Genomic DNA, 18,144 nt, shown 5'->3' on the forward strand with positions numbered 1-18,144 from the left:
ACCTCAAGGGTGCCCCACGAGGCGCGCGTGCCGGGGCCGTCGTCCACAGGACGCAGCGGTCAGGTGCCGGGGATGATCAGCTCGTCCCCGTTGCGGGCGCGCAGCCAGCCTCGGTTTCCTTCGCGGGTGTGGAACCGGCCGTCGTCGGTGCGGACCACCGGTGCGTAGCCCTGGCCGGTCGGGACCGCCACCACGTCCACCAGGCCCGGCTGTTCGCCCAGGTCCTCCAGCCAGCCGCCCAGGGGCACGCTGTAGGGCAGGAGCCGCTGGTCCTGGGCACGGCGGGCGGCCGCCACGATGGAGGACGTCGAGGCCCAGCGGGCCGAGCCGACCTCGACGAGCGTGGGCGCCACCTCCAGCGGCGAGGTGAGCGCGGTCGGGCGGCCCTCGCGGTCCCGAACGATGCCGGCCACGAGGAGGCGCTGACCGCGACCGTCGCTGCGCTGCACCACCAGCAGCGCCCGCGTGCCCTCCGGTGAGACCCGGAAGTCGGTGATGCGCGCGGCGGCGTCGATCCACGGCACGTCCACCAGCCGGGCGGTCGCGTTGAGGGAACGTCCCTCGACCACCCACACCCGCGGCGGGCCGCCGCCCCGGGTGTCCCCGGCGATCCACAGCCCGCCGTAGACGTCGTAGCTGGGGTCGGTGAGCCGGTCCCCGATCCCCTCGTTGATGGCCTCGTCCCCGTCGCGCCACCGCCACAGCCGGCTCCGGTCGGTGGAGACGGCGGCGAACTCGGAGAGGTCGGCGGTGACCGCCACCCCGGTCCAGCTCAGACCCAGCCGCGGCAGCTCCACGCCGCTGGTCTCGCTCGGCGGCAGGTTGCGCAGGTTGTAGGGGCGAGGGTCCACCAGCGTGAAGGACTCGCCGACCCTGAGCAGGGCTCGCTGGGTGGTGCGGACCAGGTCCTCGTAGCCCAGGTCGGAACCGAGGTTGACCGCGCCCTCGTCCGGCAGCAGGCTGCGCCCGTCGAGGCGCAGCTCGACGGCCGCGACGCCCGACAGACCGAGCAGCGCGTGCCCCAGCTGGGCGCGCAGGTCGTGGATCCGCCGGGTGTCCTCGCCGAGCCCGGCACCCTGCAGGTTGACGGTCGCGAGCTGGGTGACGGGGTCGACGGGGACGGCCCCGACCGCCAGGTGCACGTCCGGGGAGGCGCCGGTGCGCACGGCACCCTCGAGGTAGGTCGGCACCGGTCCGAGCTGGGTGCGGGCGACCGCCGTGGTCAGTCCCTCGCCGCGCGGCAGCCAGCGCTGCTCGGGCACGAAGTAGCCCTGCTGCGGACTGAGGTAGTAGACGAGCGTGTCGCGGAAGGCCCGGTCCAGGTCCGGCTTGGACAGCCACAGGCCGAAGTCCTCGGGGAAGCCGTCGATGCGCCACTGTCCGTCCAGCCTGGTCAGCTCGAAGGTCTCCGAGACCTCGCCGGTGCGCTCGACCAGCCGCCCCTCGGCGTCGATGTGCCCCGCCGCCGGCGCGGTGACCGTGACCTCGCCCTCGTCCGTCACGCGCAGCTGCGGCGTGGCGTCGATGACGACGACGTCTGCGGTCGGGACCCAGGCGCTGGCCAGGTCCGGCGTGAGGAACTCGCGCGCCACGTCGTCGTCGGCGGCGAACCCGACGTTGGCGCGCAGGAAGCCTTCGACGATCTCCCGCGGGGAGGCGCCGGGCTGCGGCGAGGACAGGAAGTGCTGGACGTCCTGCTGGGGCTGGACGTCCACGGGCAGCCCCGGTCGGGGGGCCGGTGCGGTGGGCAGCGCGGTGCTGCACGCTGTCAGCAGCGTGACCAGCGCGACGAGGAGCACGGTGAGCCGGTGCCTCATACCTCCCCCTTGTCCCGGGACGCGAGCGCGAGCACGACGGGGGGCACCCGGTCGTCGCCGGTGGGCTCGCCCGCGGGGGGCGGCGGACCGACCGGCGGCGGTGGCTCGGCGACGACGTAGGTCGCCCCTCGCGGCAGCACGAGGCGGAAGCAGGTGCCCTCCCCCGGCGCGCTGCCGACCTGCAGCCACCCGCCGTGGACCCGAGCGTCCTCCTGGGCGATCGCCAGGCCCAGCCCGGTGCCACCGGTCGTCCGGTCGCGGGAGGGGTCGGCCCGCCAGAAGCGGTCGAAGACGTGCGCCTGCTGCTGCTCGTCCAGGCCGATGCCGTGGTCGCGCACGCTCACCGCCACCACCTGATCCTCGGCGGCGACGGTGACCACGACCGGCCGGCTCTCGCTGTGCTCGATCGCGTTGGCGAGCAGGTTGCGCAGGATGCGCGAGACACGGCGGCCGTCCATGCGGACGATCACCGGCTCGGCGGGCAGGTGCACGTCGAGGCGCGTGCCCAGACGAGCGGCCAGCGTCTTCACGCCCTCGACCGCACCGTGCACGACGGCGACGAGGTCCTCGGGGTGGCGCTCCAGGACAGCGGCTCCCGAGTCGTACCTGCTGATCTCCAGCAGCTCGTTGAGCAGCTCCTCGAAGCGGTCGAGCTCCTGCTGCAGCAGCTCGGCCGAGCGGGCCACCGGCAGCGTGAAGTCGCCTCGGGAGGCGTGCAGCATCTCCCCCGCCATCCGGATCGTGGTCAGCGGGGTGCGCAGCTCGTGGGAGACGTCGGAGACGAAGCGCTGCTGCAGCCGCGACAGCGAGCGCAGCTCGCGGATCTGCAGCTGGATCGAGTCGGCCATCGTGTTGAACGAGGTGGCCAGCTGGGCCAGCTCGTCGGTGCCCTTGACCGGCAGCCGCTCGTCGAGGTGACCGAGCGCCAGCTGCTGGGAGACGGCGGCCGCCTCCTCCACCGGCCGCGTCACCATCCGGGTGGCCAGCCAGCCGACGCCGGCGACGAGCAGCACCAGACCCAGGCCGGCCGCGACGAAGAGCTGGCGCAGCAGGTCGAGGGTCTCCTGCTCGCGCACCATCGGGTAGACGAGGAACACGTCGTAGGCGCCTGCGCGCAGCAGGCTGATGCGCGAGCCGACGACGACCGAGGTCACCGGACCCTCCAGGCCGGCGAGCTCCATCGGCACCACCACCACCTGCTGGTTGGCCGGGTCCCGCACGAGCGCCTCCCGCAGGCTCTCGGGAAGGTCCCCGACGTTGACGCCGCCCACGCCCATCCCCTGCACGGGGCTGTCCCGGTCGTTGTCGAGGGCGGGCCAGAGCAGCACCCGGCGCCCCTCCTCCGGGTTGCCGCCGGCCATCGCCTGCACCTGGTCGTTGGCGGTCACGGTCAGGCCGGCGTCGTCGCGGCGGTCGGTGGAGTCGAAGGCGTCCTGGGCCAGCGCCACCTGCTGGGAGGCGTCGCGTTCGGCGTTGTCCACCGCCTGGTCGACCAGTCCCTCGGCGACCTGGTGGAACAGGACGGTGCCGAGCAGCGCGGCCAGCGCCAGCCCGACCAGGACCGTCGTGGTGATGACGCGCACCCGCAGGGAGTGCTCCCACCACTCGAACAGCCCGCGCAGCGGGGAGGACGACGCGTCGTCCCCGGGACGGGGCCGCACCGGCGACGCCCCGTCCGCGCCGTCCGCGCCGTCCCGCTCGGGGGCGGGGTCAGGGATGGCCGGCCTTGTAACCGACGCCACGCACGGTCACCACGATCTGGGGGTTCTCGGGGTCCTTCTCGATCTTGGAGCGCAGACGCTGCACGTGCACGTTGACCAGGCGGGTGTCGCCGGCGTGCCGGTAGCCCCATACCTGCTCCAGCAGCGACTCGCGGTCGAAGACCTGCGTCGGCTTGCTCGCCAGGGCGACGAGCAGGTCGAACTCCAGCGGCGTCAGGGGGATCGTCTCGGTGCCACGGGACACCTCGTGGCCCGCGACGTCGATGACGACGTCGCCGACCTGGAGCCGGCCGTCCTGGCCGCGGTCGACCCGTCGCAGCCGGGCCCGGATGCGGGCGAGCAGCTCCTGGGGCTTGAACGGCTTGACCACGTAGTCGTCGGCTCCGGCCTCGAGCCCCGCCACCACGTCCTTGGTGTCGGTGCGGGCGGTGAGCATCACGATGGGCACGCCCGAGTCGATGCGCAGCTGGCGGGCCACCTCGATGCCGTCCATCGTGGGCAGCATGACGTCGAGCAGCACGAGGTCCGGGCGCAGCTCGCGGAACATCGCGAGCGCCCGCCCGCCGTCGCCGCAGGTGGCCACGTCGTAGCCCTCCTTGCGCAGCACGATGCCGAGCATCTCGGCGAGGGCCTGGTCGTCGTCGACGACGAGCACGCTGGGGGCCACGGGTTCCTCCTGCTCGGTGGTCGCGGGCGGCGCCCCTGCGCCGTCACCCGCCTGTTCGTGAACTGGCGTCGTGCCTAAAGGTAGGTCAGTACCGGTAGGGATCGGGTTTGTAGGGGCCGGCCACGTCCACCCCGAGATAGGCGGCCTGCTCCTTGGTCAGCTCGGTCAGGTCGGCCCCCAGTGCCCCCAGGTGCAGCCTGGCCACATCCTCGTCGAGCTCCTTGCGCAGCGTGTGCACGCCCAGCGGGTAGTCGTCGGGGCGGGTGAACAGCTCGACCTGGGCCAGCACCTGGTTGGAGAAGCTGGCCGACATCACGAAGCTCGGGTGGCCGGTGGCGTTGCCCAGGTTGAGCAGCCGTCCCTCGGAGAGCACGATGATCGAGCGCTCCGGTCGCTGGGTGCCGTCGAGGTGCTCCGCCGCCAGCGTCCACTCGTGCACCTGGGGCTTGATCTCGGTGCGCCGCACGCCGGGCACCCGGGCCAGGCCGGCCATGTCGATCTCGTTGTCGAAGTGGCCGATGTTGCCCACGACCGCCTTGTCCTTGAGCCGGCGCATGTGCTCGGCGGTGACGACGTCCTTGCATCCGGTCGCGGTGATGACGAAGTCGGCCTGGCCGACCACGTCCTCGAGGGTCGCGACCTGGTAGCCGTCCATCGCCGCCTGCAGCGCGCAGATCGGGTCGACCTCGGTGACGACGACGCGGGCGCCCTGCCCGCGCAGCGACTCCGCGCACCCCTTGCCGACGTCGCCGTAGCCGCAGACCACCGCGACCTTGCCTCCGATGAGCATGTCGGTGGCCCGGTTGATGCCGTCCAGAAGGCTGTGGCGGATGCCGTAGACGTTGTCGAACTTGCTCTTGGTGACCGAGTCGTTGACGTTGATCGCCGGGAAGACCAGCTCGCCGGCCTCGTGCAGCTGGTAGAGGCGGTGCACCCCGGTCGTCGTCTCCTCGGTGACCCCGCGCACCCCGGCCGCGACGTCGGTCCACCGGGTGGGGTGCTCGGCGAGGCCGGCGCGCACCGTCTCCAGGATGACCTTCCACTCCTCGGGGTCCTCCGGCTGGGCCGACGGGACCGCGCCGAGGCCCTCCCACTCGCGGCCCTTGTGCACCAGCAGGGTGGCGTCACCGCCGTCGTCGAGGATCATGTTGGGGCCCTCGCCCTCCGGCCAGAGCATGATCTGGGTGGCGCACCACCAGTACTCCTCCAGGGTCTCGCCCTTCCAGGCGAACACCGGCACGCCCTGCGGGTCCTCCGGCGTGCCGTCGGGGCCCACGGCGACCGCGGCAGCGGCCTCGTCCTGGGTGGAGAAGATGTTGCAGGAGGCCCAGCGCACCTGAGCGCCGAGCGCCACGAGGGTCTCGATGAGCACCGCGGTCTGCACCGTCATGTGCAGCGATCCGGCGATGCGCGCCCCGGCCAGCGGCTGGCTGCCGGAGAAGCGCTCGCGCAGCGACATCAGGCCGGGCATCTCGTGCTCGGCCAGGCGGATCTGGTGGCGGCCCTGCTCGGCCAGCCCCAGGTCGCGCACCTTGTAGGGCAGCGCCGGGTCGGTCGGCAGCCTCGGAGACGGGGGCGTCGTGGCGGACATGGCGCTCATGCTACGTGAGGGGTATGGGGTGCTCCTGCGGCTCAGGCGTCCGCCGCGCCCTCCGGGTCGTAGTCGGCGGTCACGTCGTGGTGCGGCGCGACCTCCAGGCCGAGCAGGGCGTTCTCGAGGACCTCGGCCAGCGCGGGGTGGATCCAGTACTGCCCCCGGGCCAGCTGGGCGGCGGTGAGCGGGCCGGTGGGGCCGCCCAGGCTCAGCGCCTGGATGACGGGCTGGATCAGGCTGGAGGCGTGCGGACCCATGACGTGCGCGCCGAGCAGGTGGCCGGTGCGCCGGTCAGCGACGACCTTGAACAGGCCGGTGCTGTCCTCCATCGCCCAGCCGTAGGCCACGTCCCCGTAGCGCTGGGTCTTGGCGGTCACCTCGTACCCCTTCGCCCGGGCCTGGTCCTCGGTGAGTCCGACCATCGCCAGCTGCGGGTCGGAGAAGACCGCCGACGGCACGTAGCGGTGGTCGAAGGAGCGCAGGTCGCCGGGGTGGGTCAGGTTGTGCGCGACGACCCGCGCCTCCTGGTTGGCGACGTGCTTGAGCTGGTACTCCGAGCTGACGTCGCCGAGGGTCCAGACGCCGGGAGCCGTGGTCCGGCCGTGCTCGTCGACCTCGATCCGGCCGTCGCCGTGGACGCGGACCCCGGCGGCCTCGAGGCCCAGGTCCTCGCTGTTGGGCACCCGGCCGGTGGCGACGAGCAGGAGCTCCCCGGAGACGGTCGTGCCGTCGGCCAGGTCGAGCTCGACGCCCTCGCCGCCCCGGCGGACCGCGGTGGGCCGCGCCCCGGTGTGCAGGTGCCACCGCCCGCGGGCCAGGTCGGTGAACGCCTGTGAGATCTCCTGGTCCATGACGCGCAGCAGCCGCTCGGTCCGCGTCACCACGGTGACCCGCACGCCCAGCGCGGAGAAGACGTGCGCGAACTCTGCCGCGATCACGCCGCCGCCCACGACGACGATGCTCCCCGGCAGCTCCTCGATGCGCATGATCGAGTCGGAGGTGTGGAACGGCACGCCGGAGTCCAGGACCGGCTGGGGGATGCGCGGCCGTGAGCCGGTGGCGATCACCACCTGGTCCCCGGTGATCCGCTGGACGCTGCCGACCTCGTGGTGGCCGCCGGGCTGGGTGATCTCCACCTCGAGCTCCCGGTCCCCGACGAACCGGGCGTGCCCGAGGTAGGCCTCGGTGTGGTCCGCCTCGACGCGGTAGTCGCGCCCGCCCTCGCTGATCGGGTCGATCCGTCCGAAGACCCGGTCGCGGATGTCGCGCCAGCGCACTCCGTCGAGGGTGGCGTCCACCCCGAAGCGGCCGGCATCGACGACGGTGCGGGCGACGTCGGCCGCATACACGAACATCTTGGTGGGGATGCAGCCCACGTTGAGGCAGGTGCCGCCGAAGGCGTCGGTGCTGCCGACGCCGCGGTCCACGACGGCGGTGCGTCCGGACTCCAGCTCGGGCGTGACCAGCGAGTTGCCCGAGCCGCTGCCGATGATGACGAGGTCGTAGTGGGTGCTGTCGCTCACGACGCCCAGCCTAGGCTCCGACTCACCACGCCCCGCGTGTGGGCGTCGTGCCCTCCCGGGCGCCTGCGGGCAGCGCCATCTCCAGGTGCACCCCCAGCAGCCGCACCGGCCGCTCCGCGTCGGTCCGACCGACGAGATCGAGGGCGGTGGCGGTGACCGCGGACCGGTCGTGGGTCGGCTCAACCGTGCGGGCGTGGCTGCGGGTGAGGAAGGGGGCGTAGCGGACCTTGAGCGTGACGCGCACCACCGGACGGCCCTCGGCGGCGACGTCGTCGAGGGCCGCGGCGACGAGGTCGGCGACCTCCTCACGGGCCCGCTGGTGCCCGGTGATGTCCTCCTGGAAGGTGCGCTCCCGGCTGTGACCGCGCGCCACCCACGGGGTCGGGTCGACCTCGCGGGCGCCCTCGCCGCGGCCGAGCTGGAGGTACCACGGACCCATCCGGGGCCCGAACTCCTCGACGAGCACCGCTCGGTCGGCGTGCACGAGCTGGGAGACGGTCGCGACCCCGTGGCGGGCGAGCCGGGCCGAGACCTTGGCTCCGACGCCCCACAGCTCGCGAGCTGGCCGCTCCCCCATGACCTCCAGCCAGTTCTCCCGGGTGAGGCGGAAGACCCCGCGCGGCTTGCCGAAGCCGGTCGCGACCTTGGCCCGCACCGTCGTGTCGCCGATGCCCACCGAGCAGTGCAGCCGGGTGCTGGCGAGCACGTCCTCCTGGAGGCGGCGCGCCAGTGCCTCAGGGTCGTCGGTGCGGGCGCCGACGAACGCCTCGTCCCAGCCGAGCACCTGCACCTGCACCCCGGGCAGGGCGCGCAGCACCGCCATCACCTGCGCCGACGCGGCCTCGTAGGCAGGCTTGTCCACCGGCAGGAAGACCGCCTGCGGGGCCCGGCGCGCCGCGACGCGCAGGGGCATGCCGGACCCGACGCCGAGCTCACGTGCCTCGTAGGAGGCGGTCGCGACGACGCCGCGCTCGGTCGGGTCGCCGCGACCGCCCACGATCACCTGCCGGCCGGCCAGCCCGGGACGGCGCAGCACCTCCACGGCCGCAATGAACTGGTCGAGGTCGACGTGCAGCACCCAGGCCGGCACGGTCACCTCAGCCGAGCCGCTCCAGCTCCTCGCGGACGGCGACCAGGCCGTCCCAGAGCTCCACGAACCGCGTCGACAGCGGCGCCAGGCCGAGCCGCAACCCGTCGGGGGCACGGAAGTCGGGGATGACGCCACGGCGCCACAGCCGTCGGTTGACCTCGGCGAACCGCGGGTGACGCAGGGTGATGTGCCCGCCGCGTCGCTCGTGGGCCTTCGGGCTGGCGATCGTCACGCCGAGGTCGGCGGGCCAGGACTCCACGACCGACCAGGCCAGGTCGGTCAGCCTCAGCGACTTGGCGCGCACCGCCTCGATCCCTGCCTCGGCGAGCATCTCCACGCCCATCCGCACCGGGACCATGGCCAGCACCGGCGCGGTGCCGCTCACCAGCGAGCGCACGCCCGGCTCGGGCTGGTAGCCCTGCTCCATGAGGAACTGGTCGCGCCGCCCCCACCAACCCTGGACCGGCTGGCGCAGTGTCGGTATGTCGTGCAGCCGGGCCGCGAGGTAGGCGTGCGCGGGCGCTCCCGGCCCGCCGTTGAGGTACTTGTAGTCGCAGCCCACGGCCGCGTCCCACCGCCACCGGTCGGCCCTGATCGGCACCGAGCCGGCGGAGTGGCAGGTGTCCCACAGGACCATCCCGCCGGCCCGGTGCACCACCTTGGTGATCGCCTCGGCGTCGGCGACCCAGCCGGAGCGGTAGGCCACGTGCGAGAGCAGCACGACCGCGGTGCGGTCGCCGACCATGCCGGCGACCAGCTCCGGGGTGACGCCTGCGGCGAGGTCGACGTCGATCCAGCGCAACGTCATACCCCGTTCGGCGGCGACGCCCTCGGCGACGTAGCGGTCGGTCGGGAAGTTGTCGCGGTCGAGCACGATCTCGGTGCGGGCCGGGTCGAGGGCGACCTGGTGGTCGGCCAACGCCCGCAGCATCTTGTAGAGCAGGACGGTGGTCGAGTCGGCCACGACCGTCTGGCCGGGGCAGGCCCCGAGCGCGGCGCGACCGACGAGGTCGCCGAGGTCCTCGGGCCAGGTCATCCAGCCCTCGTCCCAGCTGCGGATCAGCCGGGTGCCCCAGTCCTCGCGCACGAAGCGGGCCATCTCCTCGGCGGCGCCGACCACGGGGCGGCCCAGGGAGTTGCCGTCGAGGTAGGCGACCACGCCCTCGGCGCGCTCGAACCGGTCGGGATAGGCGGCCAGCGGGTCGGCCGCGTCCAGGGCCTCCGCGTCGGCCCGCGTGGGCGTCCGCTGCCCGGTGGTCGGTGCGTTCACGACCCGTCACCCCCGTGGTAGCCGTCGGCCGTGACGTCCTGGACGCGGGCGCGCACGTCGTAGAGCTCGGGGAAGAAGGTCAGGTCCAGGGCGCGGCGCAGGAAGGGCACGCCCGAGGAGCCGCCGGTCCCCCGCTTGGAGCCGATGATCCGCTCGACCGTCCTGAGGTGGCGGAAGCGCCATACCTGGAAGTTGTCCTCGACGTCGACGAGGTCCTCGGCGACGTGGTACTCGACCCAGTGGTGGGCCGGGTCCTCGTAGACGGCCGCGAAGACGTCGACGACGCCTTCGTGGGCCTCGTAGGGCTGGGTGACGTCGCGGTCGAGCACCTCCTGCGGCACCGGGTGGCCGCGGCGGGCCAGCCAGCGCAGCACCTCGTCGTAGAGGCTCGGCTCGTGCAGCAGCCGCTCCAGGTCGTCGTGGACCCGGCGGTCGTGCTCGAAGACGCGCAGCATGTCCGGGTTCTTGTTGCCCAGGGAGAACTCGACGGCGCGGTACTGCCAGGACTGGAAGCCCGAGCCGGTCGCCAGGAAGGACCGGAACTGGGCGTACTCGCTGGGGGTGAGGGTGGCCAGCACCGACCACTGCTCGGCGAGCGTGTGCTGGATGTGCTTGACCCGCGCGATCCGCTTGAGCGCGGGCTGCAGGTCGTCGCTGCGGACCAGCTCGCGGGCCGAGCTGAGCTCGTGGAGCATGAGCTTGAGCCAGAGCTCGGAGGTCTGGTGCTGGATGATGAACAGCAGCTCGTCGTGGCGGGGCGGGACGGCGCGCGGGTGCTGCGCGTCGAGCACCTTGTGCAGGTCGAGGTACTCCCCGTAGGAGAGGTTGCGGCCGAAGTCCTGCTCGATCCCCTGCTCCAGGTCACGGACCGAGCGGGTATGGCGTGCGACGGGGTCGTCGGCGGTGTCACGGGCGTCGTTGCTCACGTTCCCGAGTGTAGGACGGGCTCGGCCCGGTGTCTGCGACGCAGGTGCGACACAAGGCCTCTACGGTCCGAGGCGCCCCTGACCCACCTGCCGGAGGAGTGCCATGCGACCTGTCCGACCTACTTCCCGATGGCTGGGAGCAGCCGCCGCCCTGGCCCTCGTGGGGCCTGGCCTGGGCAGCATGGGTGCCCTCCCGGCCCATGCTGCCGACACCGTTCGCCTGGGCTGCCAGGACATACATCAGAACTTGATACTGGACACGGACCGGTTCCAGTCCAGCACTTTCATCCCCTACACGGCCACGGGCGCCAACGGTGCGACTTTCGAGCACTACCTTTTCTATTCCGCAGGCTCGTCGGGGGCGAGCACCGACGGGACGCGACTCGTCTCCAACGGCTTGACCCCGCCGTACGACATCCGCGTGCAGGACCCGGCTACGAGCGAGACGTTCGCGCAGGCCGTTGTGGCCGGATGTCCCTCGCTCCCCGAATGGATCGCGGTCCCCAACTACCCCACGTCTCAGGACGGCGGTTGGACGATGCCGGTCTCCAATGACGTCGTCTCCTGGCACCTCGATGACACTGGCAGGCTCAGCGCGGTCGCCAGTGCCCCCCACTGGTTTTCCTGGCTGGACATGCACGGCGACATCGGCAGCTCCCCGATCGACGCCTCGGTCGTGGATTTCGGGCAGGCCCCCGGCTCGATCGACGTCGCCCGTGTCCTGTCCTTCTCGTGCTCGTCCGGCATGGGTGATGCGGGGCCGCCCGGGGTCCTCGTGTCGTCTCCGGAGCTCAGGCGAGGATTCGCTGTCGAGCAGGCGCTCCGCGACGGGACGTGGACGCCTCTGGGGCTGGTCGTCTATGGCGACGACCCAGGCCAGATGGCAGATGTGCAGCCCATGTTCTGGTCCGTGAGCCCAGCCGAGACTTGGGGCGTCTGGGACGAGCATCCGGAGCTGGGGCCGGTCTCGTGGCGGATCCTGGACCCGGAGACGGGCCGTGTCCTCGGACAGAGCACCCACTCTGCCCTGTGCGGCACCGACTTCGACCCCGTCGACATGGACGTCGTCAGCGTTCCGACGCCGACCAAGGACGAGGCAGGAATGTGGGTCGTCCCCGACGACGACCCGACATATCAGTGGCTGCTGGAGGCTGACGGTGAGCTAGCGGTGCGTGTCCTGCCTGCTCTGACGACCTTCCCCGACGGCGAGGTCACCCACAACTACGGCCTGCCGGCCGACGCGACACCGGACCCGGCACCCGCCATCGACCGGGTCCAGGGCGAGGACCGCTACGGGACGGCCGCCAGCGTCGTGCTGGCGGACTACGCACCGGGCCTGGACACGGTCTACCTGGCCTCCGGGCGGCAGTTCCCCGACGCCCTGGCCGGCGCGGCGCTGGCAGGCGCCCAGGACGCCCCGGTCCTGCTGACCAGGCCGGACCGTCTGCCCGATGCCACCCGGTCCGCGCTGCGGACCCTCGCTCCCCAGCACGTCGTCGTCCTCGGCGGGCCGGCCGCGGTCGCCGAGCCCGTCCTCGAGGAGGTCACGGCGCTCGGTCTCGACACGACCCGGCTCTTCGGCAGCAACCGCTACGCCACCGCCGCGGCGGTCAGCGCCCAGCTCGACCCGGCCGACTCGGCCTTCGTCGCCTCCGGGCTGGGCTACCCGGATGCGCTCGCCGGCGCCGGTGCGGCCGGAGCCGCGGCCGCCCCGGTGCTGCTGACCCGTCAGGACACCCTCCCCGCCGTCGCCGCGGCCGAGCTGGTGCGGCACCAGCCCGACACGGTGTACGTCCTCGGCGGGACCACTGCGGTCTCCGACTCGGTCGTCGACCAGATCGAGGCCCTGGGCCTGACGGTCGTCAGAGTCGGTGGGACCGACCGCTACGGGACGGCTGCCGCCGTGGCCGCGTTGCACGGCGAGGCGGGCTTCCCGCACGCCTGGGTGGCCAGCGGCCTCGGCTTCGCCGACGCCCTGTCCGCCGCTCCGCTGGCCGGACGCGAGGACGGCGCGATCCTGCTGACCCGGCCAGGGTCCCTGCCGCAGGCCACCGCCGCAGCGCTGCTGGGCGGAAGTCCCGCGGCGGTGACGGTCCTCGGCGGAGAGGCCGCAGTCGGCGCGGAGGTCGCGCAGGCGATCGCGGACCTCGCCTGGGAGTAGCACCGGGTCGCGACACCACCAGGGGCGCCGGGCGGTCCACCGCCCGGCGACCCTGTCGTCCTGCGGACAGCGACCGGTGCCTCACGCCAGACTCGGGTCGTACGCGCGGCGGCCAGACATCCGACCGTGAGCGGACGACGCGTGCGGGTCGCTGCACCGACGGTGGGTGCATGATCACGAACTCCGACCTGCACCGCCACCACCCAGCCCACGGAATCCGTCCCGGACCCCCGAGCCGCACCGGATCTGCGCGACCCGCCCTGGACGCACGCGGCCTGACCAAGACCTACGGTCCGACCGTCGCACTCGCGGGCGTCGGCATCGAGCTGTGGCCCGGGGAGGCCGTGGCCGTCATGGGCGCGTCCGGCTCGGGCAAGAGCACGCTGCTGCACTGCCTGGCGGGCGTCCTCGCCCCGGACTCCGGGGCCGTTGTCCTGCACGACCCGCGGCACGGATCGCTGGACCTGGCCGGGCTGGACGCCGAGGAGCGGGCGGCGGTGCGGCTGCGCAGCTTCGGCTTCGTCTTCCAGCAGGGGCTGCTGCTGCCGGAGCTGACCGCGGTCGAGAACGTCGCCCTCCCCCTGATGCTCGGCGGCGTCGAGCGTCGTGCCGCGCAGGCTCGGGCGGCGCGGTGGATGGCGGCGCTGGGTCTCACCGGCCTGGAGGAGCGACGCCTGGGCCAGCTCTCCGGCGGCCAGCAGCAGCGGGTGGCCATCGCCCGCGCGCAGGTGTCCGACCCGGTGGTGGTCTTCGCCGACGAGCCCACGGGCGCGCTGGACTCCTCGACGTCGGGAGAGGTCATGTCGGCTCTCCTGTCGAGCACGCGGGACCGCGGCCGCACCCTGGTCGTCGTCAGCCACGACCCGCTCGTCGCAGACACCTGCGACCGCGTCGTCCACCTCGCCGACGGCTTCGTCGTGCGCGGGGGCGGGCGATGAGCGCCCCGGCGGCCCAGCTGCATACCCCCGAGCTGGGTGGTCGGGTCCGGCTGCGCGACCTCGCGCCGCTCCTGCTGCGCGGCGGACCCGCGGACCGGCGCAGCCAGCTGCTCCCGGTCGTGGCCTTCGCGGTCGTGACCGCCCTGACGCTGACCGTCGCCAGCGGCGCTGAGTTCTTCCTCCGGCTGGACGAGGTCGGCGTGGACAGCTCCTACCAGGGCCTGTACGCGGCGCTCGCGTGCGTCGCGCTGGTCGTCCTCGCCGTGCCGCTCCTGGCCCTCTGCGGCTCGGCCGTGCGCCTGTCGACGCGTCGCCGGGACACCCGGCTCTCCTCGATGCGGCTGCTGGGCGCGCCCCGGCGCCTCCTCGTCCGCCTCAGCGTCCTGGAGGCCGGCGGGCTGGCGCTCGCGGGCGCGCTGGTCGGCGTGGTCGGCCACCTCGTCCTGGCGCCGGTGGTCGGGACGGTCAGCTTCGTCGGCGGCCCGATCGGCACCGCCGCGGTGGTCCCCTCCCTCCCCGTCGCGCTCCTCACCGTCGCGGCGCTCGTCGGCACGGCGGTCGTCGCGGCGGCGCTGGGCCTGCAGAAGGTCGCGATCACCCCGCTGGGCGTGCGCACCCGCGAACTGCCGGCCGGTGCCCACTGGGTCCGGGCTGTCGTGACGCTGGTGGTGGTCGGCGCCGTCTCGGTGGCCGGGCGTTCCCTCGGTGCGGTGGGCTCCCTGCTGGTGGCCGTCCTGGTGGTCGTGGGGATGCTCGGCGCGGGGCTGGCCGTGCTCAACGTCCTCGGCCCCTGGCTGCTGCGGCTGATGGCCCGCCGCTCGGTCCGCCGGGGCGGCGCGGGCCCCGGCGCGGTGACGCGGCTGCTGGCCGCCCGCACCGTCCTCGACGACCCACGTGCCGTGTGGCGGCAGGTGAGCGGCGTGGCGATGGTCTCCTACATCAGCGTGATCGTCGGGGCGGGGCTGGCGCTGGCCAACATCACCGCGGCCACCGATCGGAGCCCTGCGGACGCCATGCTGACCGAGGACCTGCGGACCGGGATCCTGCTGACGATCGCGATCGCCTTCGCCACGCTGGCCGCCTCGATCACGGTGCACGCCGCCGCCGAGGTCCTCGACCGGCGGGACCTCTACGTGGCGCTCGACCGGCTCGGCACGCCCCGGGGGCAGCTGGAGCGCACCCGGCGCCAGGTCGTCCTACGCCCGCTGTTCACCGTGTGCGTGGTGTCCGCGGCCGCCGGTGCGGTCACGGTCCTGCCCCTGACGGGAGCCGCGCTGGTCCTGGACCCGATGACGCTGCTGGCCGTCGTCGGCGCGCTGGGGCTGGGGCTGCTGGTCGTCCGGCTGGCGGTCGGGGCGACCACGCCGCTGCTGCACCAGGTGCTGGAGGCGCCCGAGCCGGTCGTGTGAGCGCGTCCGCCCAGGTCGGCGGGTCTGTCGGTGGTCTCCCCTAGCATGCGGAGCAGATGGACCGGACGGCGGGAGGCGCCGGCCGGAGGCACCGAGGAGGGGTGTGCGGTATGTCGATCGCATCAGGAGGCGGACCGGCTCCGCCGGGCGGGTCAGCGCCGGGCGGGCCAGCGCCGGGCGGGGCGCCACCGGGCGGGGCAGCGCCGGGCGGGGCAGCGCCGGGCGGGGCAGCGGTCGCCGTGCTGCCCGGGCCCGGCCTGCGCCTGGCGGGCGCGACACCGGACCTGCTGGTCCAGGTGCGCAGCCTGACCGGGCGGCTGGCCGGGGAGGGGCCGGCGATGTCCCAGGAGGAGCGCGTGAGCCTGATCTCCGAGCTGGAGACGCTCAAGAACGTCTGCGCCGGCGCGCAGGCCGCCGTGACGCTCGACCTGCACGAGCAGGCCGCGCTCGACCGGCAGGCGAGCGCCGGGGAGATGGGCCACCGCCGGCGGGAGCGGGAGGGCGTGACCCTGGAGGTGACGGTGGCCCGCAGGGTCTCCCCTCAGCGCTCGCGCAGCCTGATCGAGCTGACCAAGGCCCTGCACGACCGCCTGCCGCACACCCTGGCGGCCTTCCGGTCGGGGCGGGTGAGCGAGTGGGCCGCCACGCTGGTGGTCAGGGAGACCAAGGAGCTGACCGACGAGCAGGCGCGGCGGGTGGACGAGGGCCTGGCGCCCACGCTCGGCAGCTGCTCGGAGGGACGACTGCAGAAGCGGGCCGCGGCGTTGGCCTACGAGGCGGACAAGCGCGGCTTCCTGGCCCGGCACGCCAGGGCGGTGAGGGACCGGTTCGTCTCGGTCCGGCCGGCCCCCGAGGGCATGGTGCGGCTCTCCGCGCTGCTCCCGCTGGGGGAGGGGGTGGCGGTGGACAAGGCGCTGACCGAGCACGCCGCCCGAGCCAGGGCCTCCGGGGACGAGCGGACGAAGCAGCAGCTGTGCGCCGACCGGCTCGTGCACCTGGTCACGGGGGTCGACCCCGCCCAGCAGGGCTTCCCCGTGGAGATCGGCCTGATCATGAGCGACCGGGCGCTCCTGGGTGACGGCGACGACAGCGCCCGGGTCCCGGGCTACGGCCCGGTGCCCGCCGCGCTGGCCCGGATGATCGCGGCGCTGGGCAGCTCCCGCGAGGGCGAGGTGTCGGCGGCGAGGGCCTGGGTCCGACGGCTTGTGCTCGACCCGGTCGACTCCACCCTGGCCGACCTCGACCCCGGCCGCCGGCTGTTCTCGGGGCCGCTGCGCCGGTTCGTGCTCACCCGCGACCAGGTCTGCGCGATGCCCTACTGCACCGCGCCGATCCAGGACGTGGACCACGTGGAGCGCGCCAGGGACGGCGGTGGCACCACGGCGGGCAACGGCCAGGGGCTGTGCCGGGCCTGCAACCTGGACAAGGAGGCCGAGGCGCTGAGCACCGAGGTGGTGACGGCGGCCGACGGCTCGCGGGCGGTGCGGGTCCGCACCCGCTACGGGCAGACCGCCTACTCCCAGCCACCGCCCCTGCTGGACACGACGGACGACCTGGGTGCCCGTGCCCACGGCGCCCGGCAGCCGTGGTGGAAGGCCGGGGCCGGCGCGCTCCCAGGGGTCCCGGATGAGGCGCGGGGCGAGGAGGAGGAGGCCTGCTGAGGCGGGCGCACGGCCTACGTGGTCGTCGGTTGTGCGGCACCGCCGGTGCCCCGGCCTGCGTGCCGCACCTCGGGGCTCAGCTGGTCCGGTCCCGCAGGTCCGCGACGTGCGGGCTGACCGAGGGGTCGAGGCCGAGACCGATCGACAGGTAGGTCGCAGCGAAGTCGACCATCGCGATGTGGTCGGCCAGCCGCACGACCGGGGCACCGGTGCCGGCTCGCACCTCCATGACGCGCGCCCCGGCCTCCCGGGCCGTCGTCAGCACCGCCTCGGTGAGCATCTCCGCCTGTTGCGACTCCGGGGTGGGCGGTTCGGCGGGGGCGTCACGCAGCATGAGCAGGCCCAGCCTGGGCAGCGAGGGCCCGTCGAGGAACGGGTCGGCGAAGATGTCCTGCCCGGCCTCCTCCTCGGGGCCGCGCCGCCGCTCCATGAGCTCCCCGTCGGGCTCGTCGAAGTGGTGCGGCTCCCACTGGCTGGTGTCGATGTCGCCCAGCCGGATGCGCCGCTCGTCGTAGGTGCCGGGGCGTCTGCCGCCGACCGCCGTGTAGGGGCCGTCGAAGCACGCGACGATGCTGCTGGCCGCGTCCGGCAGCTCCCCGCACAGGGCCGGGATCCGGGCGGTGCGGGCGAGCATCGAGGAGGCGCGCTGCGCCGCGACCCCGCCGAGCGGGCCGTCACCGAGGACGACGGGGACGGTCTCGGCCAGCTGCATGGCGAGCAGCTTGGCCGGGTTGACGAACGACTCCGACGACGGCCGCAGTTCCGTGGCCCGCTCGTCGAGCCGGTCGGCGACCGCCGTGAGGACGGCCTCGGGGGCGTCGAGGAGCCCGAGCCGGTCGGCCCCGACGAGGACGGGGGTGAGCAGCGTCCACAGGGAGGTGCGCGAGCTGATCCGCTGCCGACCGACGTCGACGTGGATCCCCCGGGCCCGTCGGGACACCTCGGCCAGCGGCGAGTCGTCCGCTCCCACGGTCAGCAGCGAGGCCCCACGGCGGGCCGCCTCGGCCGCGACCGCCAGCGGCCCGTGCGCCCGGCCGGAGAGGGAGACCGCCACGACGAGGTCGAGCGGACCCACCCAGCCGGGTAGCGGCAGGTTGCGCCGCGCCTGGACCGGCACCGGCGACCCCGGTTCGGCGAGCAGCTCGAGCACGTCGGAGACCAGGGAGCTGCCCCCGACCGCGGCGACAAGGACCGAGCGGGGCCGGTCTTCCTCGGTGAGGCGGTCGATGCCGGCCTCCCGGGCCAGTTCGAGCGCCTCGCGCACCTGGGCACCGGCCGAGGCCAGCGCGCGCAGCGTGCCGCGGGAGTCCTTGCGCCCCAGCTCGTCGGGGTCGTCCAGCAGCGCCTCGTCGATGTAGGGAGCCATC

The 18,144-nt window shown here is 73.9% G+C and carries 13 protein-coding genes; 4 read left to right on the plus strand and 9 right to left on the minus strand.

The window, feature by feature from the left end; translation table 11 throughout:
• Positions 1-59: 59 nt before the first annotated feature.
• The 8 genes from DV701_RS06520 to kynA all read right to left on the minus strand — a co-directional run bounded on the left by DV701_RS06520 (position 60) and on the right by kynA (position 10,608).
• Positions 60-1,817 carry an LpqB family beta-propeller domain-containing protein gene (locus DV701_RS06520; protein ID WP_114927593.1) on the minus strand — a complete coding sequence of 586 codons (1,758 nt, stop codon included), beginning with the start codon at positions 1,815-1,817 and terminating at the stop codon, positions 60-62.
• Positions 1,814-3,559, minus strand: coding sequence for an MtrAB system histidine kinase MtrB (gene mtrB / locus DV701_RS06525; RefSeq protein WP_162802854.1), 1,746 nt, complete (start codon positions 3,557-3,559; stop codon positions 1,814-1,816). The genes DV701_RS06520 and mtrB overlap by 4 nt, the downstream gene beginning before the upstream one ends.
• A complete protein-coding gene (mtrA, locus tag DV701_RS06530; protein ID WP_114927595.1) occupies positions 3,528-4,205 on the minus strand; it encodes an MtrAB system response regulator MtrA in 678 nt (225 codons plus the stop codon). Before mtrA ends, mtrB begins: the two co-directional genes overlap by 32 nt.
• 85 nt (positions 4,206-4,290) lie before the next feature.
• On the minus strand, positions 4,291-5,796 hold the full coding sequence (gene ahcY / locus DV701_RS06535) for an adenosylhomocysteinase (RefSeq protein ID WP_114930855.1): 1,506 nt from the start codon (positions 5,794-5,796) through the stop codon (positions 4,291-4,293).
• 41 nt (positions 5,797-5,837) lie between these two features.
• Entirely contained in the window at positions 5,838-7,322 is a 1,485-nt protein-coding gene (locus DV701_RS06540) for a mycothione reductase (RefSeq protein ID WP_114927596.1), read from the minus strand.
• 22 nt (positions 7,323-7,344) lie between these two features.
• A complete protein-coding gene (locus DV701_RS06545; RefSeq protein ID WP_407669364.1) occupies positions 7,345-8,412 on the minus strand; it encodes a DNA polymerase IV in 1,068 nt (355 codons plus the stop codon).
• A 7-nt stretch (positions 8,413-8,419) separates the two neighbouring features.
• Positions 8,420-9,682, minus strand: a complete 1,263-nt coding sequence (locus DV701_RS06550) for a kynureninase (RefSeq protein WP_114927597.1) — start codon at positions 9,680-9,682, stop codon at positions 8,420-8,422.
• A complete protein-coding gene (kynA, locus tag DV701_RS06555) occupies positions 9,679-10,608 on the minus strand; it encodes a tryptophan 2,3-dioxygenase (RefSeq protein WP_114927598.1) in 930 nt (309 codons plus the stop codon). Before kynA ends, DV701_RS06550 begins: the two co-directional genes overlap by 4 nt.
• A 910-nt stretch (positions 10,609-11,518) precedes the next feature.
• On the opposite strand from kynA, the gene DV701_RS18160 reads away from it, so the two are divergent.
• The 4 genes from DV701_RS18160 to DV701_RS06580 all read left to right on the plus strand — a co-directional run bounded on the left by DV701_RS18160 (position 11,519) and on the right by DV701_RS06580 (position 16,777).
• Entirely contained in the window at positions 11,519-12,769 is a 1,251-nt protein-coding gene (locus tag DV701_RS18160) for a cell wall-binding repeat-containing protein (RefSeq protein WP_162802855.1), read from the plus strand.
• A gap of 170 nt (positions 12,770-12,939) precedes the next feature.
• Positions 12,940-13,707, plus strand: coding sequence for an ABC transporter ATP-binding protein (locus tag DV701_RS06565; RefSeq protein WP_114927600.1), 768 nt, complete (start codon positions 12,940-12,942; stop codon positions 13,705-13,707).
• Positions 13,704-15,116: a permease gene (locus DV701_RS06570; RefSeq protein WP_114927601.1), complete on the plus strand. Its 1,413-nt coding sequence runs from the start codon at positions 13,704-13,706 to the stop codon at positions 15,114-15,116. The genes DV701_RS06565 and DV701_RS06570 overlap by 4 nt, the downstream gene beginning before the upstream one ends.
• A gap of 110 nt (positions 15,117-15,226) precedes the next feature.
• Positions 15,227-16,777: an HNH endonuclease gene (locus tag DV701_RS06580; RefSeq protein ID WP_162802856.1), complete on the plus strand. Its 1,551-nt coding sequence runs from the start codon at positions 15,227-15,229 to the stop codon at positions 16,775-16,777.
• 76 nt (positions 16,778-16,853) lie between these two features.
• Here the strand turns inward: DV701_RS06580 and DV701_RS06585 are convergent, their stop codons facing one another.
• Positions 16,854-18,143: an SIS domain-containing protein gene (locus DV701_RS06585; RefSeq protein ID WP_114927604.1), complete on the minus strand. Its 1,290-nt coding sequence runs from the start codon at positions 18,141-18,143 to the stop codon at positions 16,854-16,856.
• Position 18,144: the final 1 nt, after the last annotated feature.

The sequence above is a fragment of the Ornithinimicrobium avium genome (assembly GCF_003351765.1).
In the GTDB taxonomy this organism is placed as follows: Bacteria; Actinomycetota; Actinomycetes; order Actinomycetales; family Dermatophilaceae; genus Ornithinicoccus; species Ornithinicoccus avius.

Excerpts from the sequence above, each read along its gene's own strand:
- DV701_RS06580 (WP_162802856.1), top strand. The coding sequence starts at position 15,227 with ATGTCGATCGCATCAGGAGGCGGACCGGCTCCGCCGGGCGGGTCAGCG.
- DV701_RS06565 (WP_114927600.1), top strand. The coding sequence starts at position 12,940 with ATGATCACGAACTCCGACCTGCACCGCCACCACCCAGCCCACGGAATC.
- DV701_RS06570 (WP_114927601.1), top strand. The coding sequence starts at position 13,704 with ATGAGCGCCCCGGCGGCCCAGCTGCATACCCCCGAGCTGGGTGGTCGG.
- DV701_RS06520 (WP_114927593.1), bottom strand. The coding sequence starts at position 1,817 with ATGAGGCACCGGCTCACCGTGCTCCTCGTCGCGCTGGTCACGCTGCTG.
- DV701_RS06585 (WP_114927604.1), bottom strand. The coding sequence starts at position 18,143 with ATGGCTCCCTACATCGACGAGGCGCTGCTGGACGACCCCGACGAGCTG.
- ahcY (WP_114930855.1), bottom strand. The coding sequence starts at position 5,796 with ATGTCCGCCACGACGCCCCCGTCTCCGAGGCTGCCGACCGACCCGGCG.